This window comes from Flavobacterium sp. RSP46 (assembly GCF_003984825.1).
GTDB lineage: Bacteria > Bacteroidota > Bacteroidia > Flavobacteriales > Flavobacteriaceae > Flavobacterium.
In genome coordinates this window covers 115,475-128,643 of the sequence record NZ_RYDM01000005.1, presented here as the reverse complement: position 1 = coordinate 128,643, position 13,169 = coordinate 115,475, and the positions used below count along the sequence as shown (strand labels likewise).

Genomic DNA, 13,169 nt, shown 5'->3' with positions numbered 1-13,169 from the left:
CTTGCCATGACAGGATTTTCAAGGCTATCAGGGCTCTAAAAAGAAAAAGATGAAAAATACAATTACAATTCTGGTATTATTTATTTCGATGGCCTTTTATGGACAAACGCATAGCGTTATCGGAAAATGGAAAACCATTGATGACGAAACAGGCAAAGCCAAATCAATAGTCGAAATCTACGAACGTTCCGGTAAAATTTACGGAAAAATCGTTGACATATTAGATACCGAAAAGAAAAAAAGTGTATGTACAGCATGTTCCGGTGATGAAAAAAATAAGCCTATTATGGGGCTTGTGATTATCAAAGGCCTTACTAAAGATGGTAAAGAATACAATTCAGGAAAAATTTTGGATCCAACTACGGGGAAGCTCTACAAATGTTCTTTGGTTTTGAATGGTACTGATAAACTGAACGTTCGAGGATATATTGGTGTGGCCTTATTTGGAAGAACACAAACTTGGAACAGAGTAAAATAAGTGTGAAATTAGGAGTTATGGGTTCAAAGTAAAAATTCAACACATCACTCAAATTGATAACTCATAATTGATTATAAATGTATTTTGCAGAAGTAATTTTACCTCTTTCCTTAGCTAAAACATTCACGTATAGCGTTTCCGAAACGGAGTTTTTATACATCAAAAAAGGAATGCGGGTAGCTGTTCCTTTTGGGAAAAGTAAAATTTTTACGGCTTTAGTTATTGAAACTCATCAAAACAAACCAGAGTTGTATGATGCGAAGGAAATCCATCAAATTCTGGATGAAAAGCCCATCGTAACTGAAATCCAGATTGCACATTGGCAGTGGATCGCTTCCTATTATATGTGTGCCATTGGAGATGTGTATCGTGGTGCCATGCCAAGTGCTCTTTTGCTGGAAAGCGAAACCCTAATTTCTCAAAAAACGGATTTATTTGTGGATACCAATCTTCTTTCGGATGATGAGTTCCTGGTTTACGAAGCTTTGCAACAGCAGAATTCGCTAAAAATTCAAGATATTATTGCTATTTTAAACAAGAAAAATATCTTTCCTGTTATTCAAAAACTAGTTGATAAGAACATCTTGGTGCTTCAGGAAGAAATACAGGAAAGCTACAAACCTAAATTAGTTCGCTACGTGCGGCTGCACCCTAAATACGAATCCAATCAAGGCTTAAGCGAATTACTTGAGACGCTGAAAAATGCCAACAAACAAAAGGAAATTGTAATGCACTATTTTCAATTGAGCGCAACGCAAAAGTCCCAAGGCGAGGCCGAAAGGAACGGAGCTAAACCCATTACCGTAAAAAAATTAGTTGAGCAAGCTAATTCTTCTTCGGCAATTGTTAAAGCTTTAATCGAGAAAGAAATATTCGAAGATTATTTTTTGCAGGAAGACAGAGTACATTTCAACGGAAAAATTCGTGATGAAGAATTACAGTTGAGTCAGGCGCAACAAGCTGCTTTCGAAGAAATTAAAGATCGTTTTATTCTAAAAGAAGTCTGTTTATTACACGGAGTAACATCCAGTGGAAAAACGGAAATTTACATCAAACTCATCGAAGAATATTTGGCAACGGGAAAACAAATCCTGTATTTACTGCCTGAAATTGCCTTGACGACTCAATTAGTAGGTCGATTAAGAAGTTATTTTGGAAATAAAGTAGCGGTTTTTCATTCGAAATATAACAATAATGAACGGATTGAGGTGTGGAATCAAGTTTTGCAAAATTCTGAGAAAGCGCAAGTGGTAATTGGAGCGAGGTCCGCTTTGTTTTTGCCTTTTCATAATTTAGGGTTCATAATTGTAGATGAAGAACACGAGCAAACCTTCAAGCAGGCAGATCCGGCTCCGCGGTATCACGCCCGGGATGCGGCTATAGTTTTAGCACATTCCCACAAGGCAAAAGTGCTTTTGGGTTCGGCTACGCCAAGTATAGAAACGTATTTTAATGCCAAATCAGATAAATTTGGTCTGGTCGAAATTTCGGAACGTTTCGGGAATGTCAGGATGCCCAATATTGAATTGGTGGATTTGAAAGACAAATACTTTCGAAAAAAAATGACAGGACATTTTAGTGACGTTTTAATTGAAGAAATTACAAACGCGTTGTCTTTAGGAGAGCAAGTGATTTTGTTTCAAAACCGCAGAGGATATTCTCCTGTAATTGAATGTATCACTTGCGGTCATGTACCTCAATGCCAACAGTGCGACGTAAGTTTGACTTATCACAAGCATAAAAACCAGTTGCGTTGTCATTATTGTGGATACACCATGGCTAAACCTACACATTGTCACGAATGTTCTAGTGTTGATTTGACTACAAAAGGCTTTGGAACCGAACAAATTGAACAAGAATTACTGTCTATTTTTCCAAATTCAAAAATAGGGAGAATGGATCAGGATACGACCCGAGGAAAATTTGGTTTCGAAAAAATCATTGATAGTTTTAAGAACAGAGAAATGGACATATTAGTAGGAACCCAAATGCTGGCCAAAGGGTTGGATTTTGACAACGTGAGTTTAGTAGGAATAATGAATGCGGATAATATGTTATATCATCCTGATTTTAGAGCTTTTGAGAGAAGTTTTCAGATGATGACTCAAGTTGCCGGTAGAGCAGGACGTTCTCAAAAACAAGGGAAAGTGATCATACAAACCTACAATCCCAATCACAATACAATACAACAAGTGACTAAGAACGATTATTTTGGAATGTATAACGAACAATTGTATGACCGACAAATTTATAAATATCCACCGTATTTCAGGCTTATAAAACTAACGCTAAAACAACGTGATTTTGATAAGTTAAAGGAAGGTGCTATGTGGCTGTATCAAGTGATAAGTCAAAACTTAAATATGCCAGTATTGGGTCCGGAAGAACCAGCTATCAGCAGGATTAGAAACGAATACATTCGTATGATTATTATCAAAATACCTCAAAATGTGTCTATTGGGAACACAAAAAAAACGATTCAGAAAATGCTAAATAGTTTTGAGGCTGTTGCTCAGTTCAGAGCTATAAAAGTAACTTCAAATGTAGATTTTTATTGATAAATGGAAATTAAGAAAAGGAAAGGGCTCGTACTAAATCTTCTTTTTTGTGTCGGCTTAAAGGAATTTTTGTCATCCCAATTTCGGCATATTTGCTATTGAAGCGCTCTACTTTATCGATATTAATAATATAGGACTTATGAACTCTGATAAATTTATCTTTTGACAGATCATTTTCAAAAGATTTCATTGTAGAGAGTACCAGATTAGTGTCCTCTTCAGTAACGACTCTGACATAATCTCCAAAGGCTTCAATCCATTTTATTTTAGAAGTGAAAATTTTCAATTTTTTCAAATTACTTTTAATGAAAATATGCTCGCCTTCATTTTCTTTATTTTCTTTTTTAAGTAAATGAAAATCAATAGCTCTTTTTACAGAGGCGTTAAATCGATCAATTGCGATTGGTTTTTGAAGGTAGTCTGTTGCGTCATAATCAAACGCTTTCATGGCGTATTCTGCCTTGGAAGTAATGAAAATAATTTGGGGTTTTACTTTTAAGCCATCTAGAAAATCAAAACCACTGATGACAGGCATTTCTATGTCTAGAAATATTAAGTCTACATTGTGAATAGCCATGCAACTTTTTGCTTCTATAGCGTTAGAAAAATCCCCTATTAGGTGTAAATTTTGATTATTATTAACTAACTTTGCAATAATTATCCTCTGGATAGAACTATCATCAACTACAACACAGTTTAGTTTCATAAAATTTCAGTATTAGATATGGTTAAGTAAATTTACTACTTTTTTATTTAGAAATAAAAATAATATCATCGATTTTTTTAAATTTAGAGCAAAAAAACGAAATAAGGTTTGTGAGATAAGAAATATTGATTACTTTTGCACCCAAATAACAAATAAATATATATTTATGAATCATTATGAAACTGTTTTCATTTTAAATCCCGTTTTATCTGAAGTTCAGGTAAAGGAAACAGTAAGCAAATTTGAAGATTTTCTTACTAGTAGAGGAGCAGAAATGGTGTCGAAAGAAGACTGGGGCCTTAAAAAAATGGCGTACGAAATTCAAAACAAAAAAAGTGGTTTTTACCATTTATTCGAATTCAAAGTAGCAGGAGAAGTCCTTATTGCTTTTGAAACTGAATTTAGACGTGATGAAAGAGTAATGCGTTTCTTGACTGTAAGTCTTGACAAACACGCTATTTCTTGGGCTGAAAGAAGAAGAACTAAATTAAAATCTACAAAAGCTTAATTATCATGGCTACACTACAACAATCGGCTTCAGGAAAAAAAGACGGAGATATCAGATATCTTACGCCTTTAAATATAGAAACAAACAAAACTAAAAAGTATTGTCGTTTCAAAAAATCAGGTATCAAATATATTGATTATAAAGATGCTGATTTCTTATTGAAATTTGTTAATGAGCAAGGAAAAATACTTCCTCGTCGTTTAACAGGAACTTCATTGAAGTACCAAAGAAAAGTGTCTGTTGCTGTAAAAAGAGCACGTCACTTAGCATTAATGCCATATGTGGCTGATTTACTAAAATAATAAAAAATTAACAGTTGTTGGTTTTCTGAAATACGAAACCTAACTTCTATATAAAAGGACAACAACATGGAACTTATTTTAAGACAAGACGTTCAAAATTTAGGATTTAAAGATGATATCGTTTCTGTAAAAAACGGATACGGACGTAATTTTCTAATTCCACAAGGACACGCTCATTTAGCAACATCTTCTGCAAAGAAAGTATTAGCTGAAAACCTAAAACAAAGAGCTCATAAAGAAGCTAAAGTAGTTAATGATGCAAAAACATTGGCTGAAGCATTGAAAGCTATCGAAATTAAAATCTTTGCAAAAGCAGGTGGTGAAAAATTATTCGGTTCAATCACGAATATTGATATCGCTGAAGCTTTAGCTAAAGGTGGACAACAAATTGATAGAAAATTCATCACAAGCGGAATTGTTAAACGTACTGGTAAATATACTGCCAACGTTCGTTTGCACAGAGATGTAATAGTTGAATTGGATTATGAAATTGTTGCTGAAAAAGCATAAATTTGTTAACATATTGTTAATAAATTATTAAAATCACTCTTAGGAGTGATTTTTTTTTGTTTATTTTTGCACCCAAAATAACACATTTACACAAATGAAAAAAATCATTACTTTATTATTAATTTTATGTAGTTTCAGTGCTGTCATTGGGCAAACTACAACTTCTAGCATCAAAGGGATTGTGCGAGGTTCAGGCAATGAGACGCTTCCTGGAGCGACGGTTCAGGCAATACATATTCCAACAGGTTCTAAGTATTCTGCGTTATCTAATGCGGATGGAAGAATCAGTATGTTGAATATGAGAATTGGTGGTCCTTACAAAATTGTCGTATCCTATGTAGGATATAGAAGTGAAGAATATAATGATGTTTACCTTGATTTAGGTAAAGTATTCAGTTTAGATGTTGTCTTGAAAGATGAAAGTCAGAAATTAGCGGAAGTAAAAGTAGTAGGTTCTAAAAATAGAGTTTTTCAAAGTGGAAGAACTGGTGCAGAAACCACTATCGGTAGAAGAGAATTATCAGCGCTGCCTTCAATTTCTAGATCAGCTGATGATTTTACCCGTTTAGAACCAACAGCAAGTGGAGGCTCTTTTGGAGGTAGAAACGATCAATACAATAGTTACTCGCTTAATGGTGCCGTTTTTAATAATCCTTTTGGTTTAGATGCAGCAACTCCGGGTGGACAAACTGGCTCTCAGCCTATTTCATTGGATGCAATCGAACAAATTCAAGTTGCCACTGCTCCTTATGATGTTACATTATCTGGTTTTACTGGAGCTTCTGTAAATGCAGTCACTAAATCAGGGTCAAATGAATTCCATGGTACTGCCTATAGTTTTTATAGAAATCAGGATATGACAGGTAATAAAATTAAAGGAGAAAAAATATTTGTGCCCTCATTAGAGCAAACACAAACCGGTTTTAGTCTTGGTGGTCCAATTGTTAAAAACAAATTGTTTTTCTTTACCAATTTTGAAATTGATAAAAGAAGCGATTCAGGATCAAATTTTGTTGCTAATGATGGAAATGGAACTACTGGAGTGAATGAATCCAGAGTATTAGAAACTGATTTAATGCATGTATCTACTGAGTTAGGAAAGCTAGGTTATAATACGGGAGCTTATCAAGGATTTACACATAATTCTAATTCAAGTAAAGGAATTGTAAAGTTGGATTGGAATATTAATGACAACCATAAACTAGCTGTTATTTATAATTTTTTAGATGCTTCAAAAGATAAGCCTGCACATCCTACCGCTATTATTCGTAGAGGAATTGATGTAAATACGTTACAATTTGAAAATTCAGGGTACCAAATTAACAACCAAATTAGCTCTTTTTTAGTAGAATTAAATTCTAAATTTAGTGAGACGGTTTCTAATAAATTACAAGCAGGTTATACTCATTTTAATGATTTTAGAAATCCTTTTTCTACTCCTGCGCCTGTAATTACAATTACTAAAGATGGTTCGCCTTACATTATAGCAGGTCATGAGCCTTTCTCTATCAATAATAAATTAGATCAAAAAGTAATTCAAATTACTGATAATTTAAATATTGTCAGAGGAAATCATACCTATACAGTAGGCTTCTCATTCGAAAAGTTCATTTTCAAAAATTCATTTAACCTAAAAGGGTATGGTTTTGATGTTTTTGGAAGTACAAATATGGCAGGTTTTGATGCGAATATTGCAAATGGTTATTACAGCACTGCAATAAAAAACGCACAAACAACTTTTGATACAAAAAATGCATTGAAAGACGGTGTTGATGGGGGTTGGAATTTAGCTGAAACGACAGTAGGACAATTAGCTTTTTACGTTCAGGATGAATGGAATATCAGTGATAATTTCAAATTAATCTATGGATTAAGAGCTGATAAACCATTGTATTTCAATACATCTGAATTAGCTCAAAAATTTATTGACACAGATAATTCAGAAGGATATTTGCCAAATATTGATTATTACAACCCAGCTGATGGAAGTGTAAAGAATTTTGATTCAACTAAATTACCTAATAATAATTTACTTTGGTCGCCAAGAGTTGGCTTCAATTGGGATATTAATGGAGATAAAAAACAACAGTTACGCGGAGGTACAGGAATCTTTACCGGTAAGCTTCCTTTTGTATGGATTGGAAATCAAGTAGGTGGTATAGACCCATTTTTCTATCAAGTAGTAGACGAAGATTTTAAATTTCCACAGGTTTGGAGAACGAGTTTAGGATTTGATCACAAATTCGAAAATGATTATATTGTAACCATAGACATGTCTTATAATAAAGATTTAAATGGGGTTCATATACAAAATTGGGGATTAAAAAGACCAACAAGTCAATTGACAGGTGTTGATAATAGAGCAATATACGGTAGTGCGGATTATGGTACTTGGACAGATTATGGTTTTCCGGCGAGAACTAATGGATATGTATTGACGAATACAAATAAAGGAAGTGCATTCAACTCTTCTATCAAAGTACAAAAGACTTTTGACAATGGATTGTTCGCAAGTTTAGCTTACAACTATTTGAAGTCACAGGATGTTAATTCTATTGAAGCAGAAATTACGGGTGATGCTTTTGCTTTTAATCCGGCTTTGGGGAATGTGAATGATGCGGTTTTATCTGATTCTAAGTATGGCGATACGCACCGTTTTATAGGCGTAGCTTCAAAAAAATGGAAGTACGGTACTAATGACAAATGGGCCACTACTGTATCGACTTTCTTTGAATACGCACAAGGAGGCCGTTTTAATTATACGTATGGTGGAGATATTAACAATGATGGGGCAACTGGAAATGATTTAATTTATATACCAACTTCAGCCGAAATAAGTACTATGCTATTTACAGGAGGAGTTAGTCAAGGTGCCGCATTTGATGCCTTTATCAAGCAGGATAACTATTTGAGTGATAGAAGAGGTCAGTACGCAGCGCGTTATGGTGCGCTGTCTCCATGGAGAGGAAAATGGGATTTTAAAATAATGCAAGATTATAATTTTAAAATTTCTTCAGCTTCTAATAAAACGAATACCATTCAATTTAGTATTGATGTACTGAACTTGGGTAATTTGATTAATTCGGATTGGGGATTGGTTCAAGTACCAACAAGTGTACAGCCAATTGGAGTATCTGTTGATAAAACTACAAAAATACCAACCTATACTTTTAACGGTACTCAAACCAAAACCTTCAACTATGATGCAAGTTTATTATCAAGATGGCAGGCACAGTTTGGAATTAGATATATTTTCTAAAAAAAGATAAAAATATAGATTAAATTTGCCCTCTCGTTTGAGAGGGCTTTTTTTGTTTTATAAATTCAAAAAATAGCTAAAAAACAAAAGTTAAATATTAAAACGCAATAATGAAATACTCAAGATTAACAAAAGAACAATTTGAGGAATTGAATCAGGAATTCAGTACTTTTTTAGCAACGCAGACTATCGATAAAGCCGAGTGGGATAAAATAAAAGCAGAAAAACCGGAAGTTGCCGAACAAGAATTAGATGTGTTTTCTGATTTGGTTTGGGAAGGAGTACTTTCAAAAGCAACCTACTTAGAACATTTTTCTAAAAATCATATTTTCCTTTTTCATTGTTTTGATACTCATGTGCAATCAATTGTCTTGAAATCTTTAGTTCCAGAAACTGATTTCTTGACCAAACAAGGATTGCAATGGCTTAGCGATAATATGTTTACGGATACTATTGAAATGAAAGTGGGTAAAAAAGAGTTTACAGAAGAACGAAATTCTTCAATTTTTGAATTAATACAGCAAGGTTCGTTTTTGAGTGATGGTCTATTGTACCAACAAATAAATACTATTATAGCATCGTAATTGTATTGCTATTTATTTTTAATTGGTTATTTTAGTACACTTTTTCAAAACTAAAATGGCCAATTTATTTTCTATGGATATTCAGAATACAATTCAAAAATTAAGGGAGGAATTAAATCAGCACAACTATAATTATTATGTGTTAGATAATGCAATAATTTCTGATTATGACTTTGATTTGAAATTAAAAAAACTACAAGAACTTGAAGGCCAGTATCCGGAATATTTTGATGAGAATTCACCTTCGCAACGAGTTGGGGGAACAATAACAAAAAACTTCCAAACCGTTCCGCATGAATATAGAATGTATTCTTTGGATAATTCCTATTCCAAAGAAGAATTAATCGATTGGGAAAAACGTGTTCAGAAGGTTTTAGGAGATGTTCCATTAGAATATACTTGTGAACTAAAATACGATGGAGCTTCTATCAGTATTACGTATGAAAACGGAAAATTAAAACGTGCTGTTACGCGTGGCGATGGTTTTCAAGGGGACGATGTGACTAATAATATTAAAACCATAAAATCAATTCCGCTTAAGTTGAAAGGAAATTTCCCTGCGACATTTGATATTCGCGGTGAAATCATTTTGCCCTTTGCCGGGTTCGATAAAATGAATCAGGAACTAATAGAAATTGGAGAAACTCCCTATTCAAATCCTCGAAATACGGCTTCAGGAAGTCTAAAATTGCAAGATAGTGCTGAAGTGGCAAAACGACCTTTGGATTGTTTGTTGTATTTTTTAATTGGCAATAATTTGCCTTTTAAATCGCAATTTGAAGGATTAGAAACGGCAAGAAATTGGGGTTTTAAAGCACCCAAAGAAGCAAAACTGGCTCATAATCTAGAAGAAGTTTTTGAATTCATTAATCATTGGGACACTCATAGACATACTCTTCCTTATGAAACGGATGGCGTAGTAGTTAAAATAAATTCTTTTCATTATCAAGAGGAACTGGGTTTTACTGCTAAATCGCCTCGTTGGGCCATCGCTTATAAATTCAAATCAGAACAAGTTTCAACAAAATTAAATTCTATTTCGTATCAGGTAGGACGCACTGGTTCTATAACTCCCGTGGCTAACCTTGAACCCGTTCAATTAGCTGGAACCATTGTAAAAAGGGCTTCTTTACACAATGCAGATCAAATAGAAAAGCTAGATATTCGTGAAGGAGATACTGTTTTTGTAGAAAAAGGAGGAGAGATTATTCCCAAAATTATAGCAGTCGATTTAACAAAACGATCCGATGTCTCGGAGCCTACAAAATACATCACGCATTGTCCGGAATGCAATACAAAATTAGTGAGAAGTGAAGGTGAAGCCAATCATTATTGTTCAAATTTTTATGGTTGCCCACCGCAGATCATTGGAAGAATTCAGCATTTTATTTCTAGAAAAGCCATGGATATTGAAGGTCTTGGCGGAGAAACGATAGCTTTACTTTTTAATAATGGATTAGTGCATAATTATGCCGATTTGTATGAATTGACGGTAGATCAGATTTTACCATTGGAGCGAATGGCACAAAAATCGGCTGAAAATTTAGTGAATGGTGTTGCTAATTCGAAAAATATTCCTTTCGAACGCGTTTTGTTCGCACTTGGAATTCGCTTTGTAGGAGAAACAGTAGCGAAGAAATTGGCTAAACATTATAAAAACATTGATACCTTGGGTCAGGCGACTTTGATGGATTTGATTTTAGTGGATGAAATTGGAGACCGAATTGCACAAAGCGTAATTGATTTTTTCGAAAATCAAGAAAATAGAAGTATCATTGAAAGATTAAAAAAACATGGCGTACAATTTGAAATTTTTGAAAAAATAAATCCAAATGCCACGGATAAACTTTCAGGAAAGACTTTTGTAGTTTCAGGAGTTTTTGAGAAATTTTCCAGAGACGATTTGAAAAAAGCAATTGAAGATAATGGAGGCAAAATAGGGAATTCTATTTCAGCAAAAACGGATTATGTTGTAGCTGGAGACAATATGGGGCCTGCTAAATTAGATAAAGCCAATAAACTAAATGTCCCAATAATTTCCGAAGATGATTTTATCAATTTAATTCATAGTTCTACTGCAGAGACTGATTAAAAATATATTTTTTTGCCAGAATATTAATTGTCTGTTTTTTGATGTATTGTTTGAAATTCTTGTAAAGGTGTTTTTACATAGTAATGTTCTATGTTATTAAACAATTGGTCTTATTTATAGCACGCTAATCTGTTTTTATAAATTTGGAATTAATGCCCAAAGTTTAAATCCGGACTTAAAAATAAACAATGAACAGAATAACGGTTGGTTTTGTTCAAAAAATAATTGGTATAAAATGGTTTAATTTCATCGAAAAAATCGATTACAGTTACACTATGATCGATTTTCCTTCAAAAGCTTTTGCTTTATTGTTATCCAAATAAAAATCAATTCTACCCAGATTTATACCATAGCAACCTACCTGATTTACTAAAACTTCTTTGCCTACAAGATTTTTTATAACCGTTGGTTTGTCCAGAAAAGTATGGGTATGTCCACCAATAATCAAATCTATATCCTGAGTCAGCTCGGCCAATTTTAAATCAGATATTTTGGCAGGTTCGTCTCTGTATTTATACCCTAAATGAGACAAACAAATTATGATATCACATTGCTGTTCTTTCTTTAAAATCCGAACCATATCTTGAGCCGTTTCAATCGGATCATTGTACACCGTTTCCTTATACATTGCCTTGTCTACTAAGCCAGCAAGCTCTATCCCGAGTCCAAAAACACCTACTTTTATTCCGTTTTTGTTGAATATTTTATAGGGTTTTACAAAACCATCCATCACCGTGTTTTTAAAATCATAATTGGCAGATAGGAACTCAAATTTAGCGTGTGGCATTTGCGCATGCAAACCTTCTACACCATTGTCAAAATCATGATTCCCTATTGCAGAAGCGTCGTACTCCATCATGCTCATCAATTTGAATTCTAATTCACCTCCGTAATAATTAAAATAAGGGGTTCCCTGAAAAATATCGCCTGCATCCAGCAATAATACATTTGGATTTTCTTTCCGAATCGTTTCAATCAAAGCGGCTCTTCGGGCCACACCACCCATATTAGCATTTCTGGGATGATCTGCTGGGAAAGGATCAATATAACTGTGCACATCATTGGTGTGTAAAATTGTTAGTTGTTTGGTTTTAGACCACTCAAAACTGCTCAAGGATACACCTAAACCTAATAAAGCTGATCCAGCAGCTGTTTTCTCAATAAATTCTCTTCTTTTCATTTTATATTTTTTTGGAGCTATTTCCCGCTTTTCGTTGCAATCTTTTTTATCGTTAAAAAACGATAAAAAAGGATTTTCACTTTAATCGGGGCTATGCTTTATGTTTTCAAAATTACTTTGGATTGTTTATTACCCTTTTTTATTCAACCGTAATCCGAACATCATTTATCACAGGAATAGTATCCACTTCTTTAAAATAATCAATCAGTATATTTCGTAGTTTGTACTCTAAATCAAATTTTTGAACTCCTTTTTTAAAGAAATTCATATTGTCACCACCATTTGATAAATAATCATTGGTTCCTACATAATAAATAGTTTCTTGCTGAACAGGGTTTCCTTGAACCAATATATTTTTTGGAAGATTGTTTTTGTCAATAGTAAAGGTTAATCCAGCTAATGGATGCGGTTTTTTTTCAGCAATAAAGTAGGAAACGATTTCAAGGATTTGTTCTCCTTTTAGCGCAATAACGACCAGACTGTTTTCAAAAGGCATAATTTCAAAAGCCGTTCGGGCGGTGACATTCCCTTTTGGAAGTATAGAGCGAATCCCTCCGCTATTCAGCAAACAAATGTCGATATTCTTTTTTTCTCTAGCTTGAAACACAACATTACCTCGTTTTAACGTGACATCGGCCATCAGATTACCAATTGTAGTTTGCCATTTTCCAGAACTCTTGTCTAATGTTTCCGGACAATACGCAAGGACACTATCTAAATCTTTATTGATGTGTTCCCGATACGGTTTGATGAAATTTTCAATTTGCAGGGCTTGTTTTCCTATGGGGTCTGTAGTAGAGACTTGATTTTCTTTTTCAGTGACAGGAATTCGTTTTCCTTCAATTTTAGTAACATAGTAATTTTGTTTGCTGCACGAAGCAACAAATAAAAATGTTAAGAATATAACAAAAAGTTTAGAAACGTCGTTATACTTTTTTAGATTTACCATTTTAAATGCAACTTAATTAATTAATTTTGTAATCAAGTAAAAG

General features: G+C 33.7%; 11 protein-coding genes. 8 read left to right on the top strand and 3 right to left on the bottom strand.

The genetic code is table 11. The annotated features are described in order from the left end of the window. Positions 1-49 precede the first annotated feature (49 nt). Positions 50-478: a DUF2147 domain-containing protein gene (locus tag EKM01_RS09960; RefSeq protein WP_126553617.1), complete on the top strand. Its 429-nt coding sequence runs from the start codon at positions 50-52 to the stop codon at positions 476-478. Positions 479-555: 77 nt separating this feature from the next. Next, positions 556-3,036 (top strand): primosomal protein N', encoded by a 2,481-nt coding sequence (gene priA / locus EKM01_RS09955; RefSeq protein WP_126743127.1) that lies wholly within the window; start codon positions 556-558, stop codon positions 3,034-3,036. Between the two features lie 10 nt (positions 3,037-3,046). On the opposite strand, the gene EKM01_RS09950 is transcribed toward priA, so the two are convergent. Continuing rightward, positions 3,047-3,742 carry a LytTR family DNA-binding domain-containing protein gene (locus tag EKM01_RS09950; RefSeq protein ID WP_126553621.1) on the bottom strand — a complete coding sequence of 232 codons (696 nt, stop codon included), beginning with the start codon at positions 3,740-3,742 and terminating at the stop codon, positions 3,047-3,049. 166 nt (positions 3,743-3,908) lie between these two features. Between EKM01_RS09950 and rpsF the strand changes: the two genes are divergently transcribed. The 6 genes from rpsF to ligA all read left to right on the top strand — a co-directional run bounded on the left by rpsF (position 3,909) and on the right by ligA (position 10,997). Beyond that, on the top strand, positions 3,909-4,250 hold the full coding sequence (gene rpsF / locus EKM01_RS09945) for a 30S ribosomal protein S6 (RefSeq protein ID WP_035671622.1): 342 nt from the start codon (positions 3,909-3,911) through the stop codon (positions 4,248-4,250). A gap of 5 nt (positions 4,251-4,255) precedes the next feature. Further along, complete coding sequence (gene rpsR, locus EKM01_RS09940) at positions 4,256-4,552, top strand: 30S ribosomal protein S18 (RefSeq protein WP_007138295.1); 297 nt, start codon at positions 4,256-4,258, stop codon at positions 4,550-4,552. Positions 4,553-4,618: 66 nt separating this feature from the next. Further along, on the top strand, positions 4,619-5,062 hold the full coding sequence (rplI, locus tag EKM01_RS09935) for a 50S ribosomal protein L9 (protein ID WP_126462941.1): 444 nt from the start codon (positions 4,619-4,621) through the stop codon (positions 5,060-5,062). Between the two features lie 94 nt (positions 5,063-5,156). After that, positions 5,157-8,321: a carboxypeptidase regulatory-like domain-containing protein gene (locus tag EKM01_RS09930; protein ID WP_126768170.1), complete on the top strand. Its 3,165-nt coding sequence runs from the start codon at positions 5,157-5,159 to the stop codon at positions 8,319-8,321. Positions 8,322-8,431: 110 nt separating this feature from the next. Then, entirely contained in the window at positions 8,432-8,905 is a 474-nt protein-coding gene (locus EKM01_RS09925) for a DUF6495 family protein (protein WP_126452452.1), read from the top strand. 73 nt (positions 8,906-8,978) lie between these two features. Further along, the gene (gene ligA / locus EKM01_RS09920; RefSeq protein ID WP_126768220.1) at positions 8,979-10,997 is read left to right on the top strand and encodes an NAD-dependent DNA ligase LigA; all 2,019 of its coding nucleotides are present in this window, start codon (positions 8,979-8,981) and stop codon (positions 10,995-10,997) included. A gap of 268 nt (positions 10,998-11,265) precedes the next feature. Here ligA and EKM01_RS09915 read toward each other — a convergent pair whose 3' ends face one another. Next, a complete protein-coding gene (locus EKM01_RS09915; RefSeq protein ID WP_126462937.1) occupies positions 11,266-12,177 on the bottom strand; it encodes a bifunctional UDP-sugar hydrolase/5'-nucleotidase in 912 nt (303 codons plus the stop codon). A gap of 139 nt (positions 12,178-12,316) precedes the next feature. Next, positions 12,317-13,126 (bottom strand): 5'-nucleotidase C-terminal domain-containing protein, encoded by an 810-nt coding sequence (locus EKM01_RS09910; RefSeq protein ID WP_126462935.1) that lies wholly within the window; start codon positions 13,124-13,126, stop codon positions 12,317-12,319. Positions 13,127-13,169 lie beyond the last annotated feature (43 nt).

Bases quoted from the DNA above. Each gene is read 5' to 3' on its own strand.
- EKM01_RS09960 (WP_126553617.1), top strand. From the start codon at position 50: ATGAAAAATACAATTACAATTCTGGTATTATTTATTTCGATGGCCTTT.
- priA (WP_126743127.1), top strand. From the start codon at position 556: ATGTATTTTGCAGAAGTAATTTTACCTCTTTCCTTAGCTAAAACATTC.
- EKM01_RS09950 (WP_126553621.1), bottom strand. From the start codon at position 3,742: ATGAAACTAAACTGTGTTGTAGTTGATGATAGTTCTATCCAGAGGATA.
- rpsF (WP_035671622.1), top strand. From the start codon at position 3,909: ATGAATCATTATGAAACTGTTTTCATTTTAAATCCCGTTTTATCTGAA.
- rpsR (WP_007138295.1), top strand. From the start codon at position 4,256: ATGGCTACACTACAACAATCGGCTTCAGGAAAAAAAGACGGAGATATC.
- rplI (WP_126462941.1), top strand. From the start codon at position 4,619: ATGGAACTTATTTTAAGACAAGACGTTCAAAATTTAGGATTTAAAGAT.
- EKM01_RS09930 (WP_126768170.1), top strand. From the start codon at position 5,157: ATGAAAAAAATCATTACTTTATTATTAATTTTATGTAGTTTCAGTGCT.
- EKM01_RS09925 (WP_126452452.1), top strand. From the start codon at position 8,432: ATGAAATACTCAAGATTAACAAAAGAACAATTTGAGGAATTGAATCAG.
- ligA (WP_126768220.1), top strand. From the start codon at position 8,979: ATGGATATTCAGAATACAATTCAAAAATTAAGGGAGGAATTAAATCAG.
- EKM01_RS09915 (WP_126462937.1), bottom strand. From the start codon at position 12,177: ATGAAAAGAAGAGAATTTATTGAGAAAACAGCTGCTGGATCAGCTTTA.
- EKM01_RS09910 (WP_126462935.1), bottom strand. From the start codon at position 13,126: ATGGTAAATCTAAAAAAGTATAACGACGTTTCTAAACTTTTTGTTATA.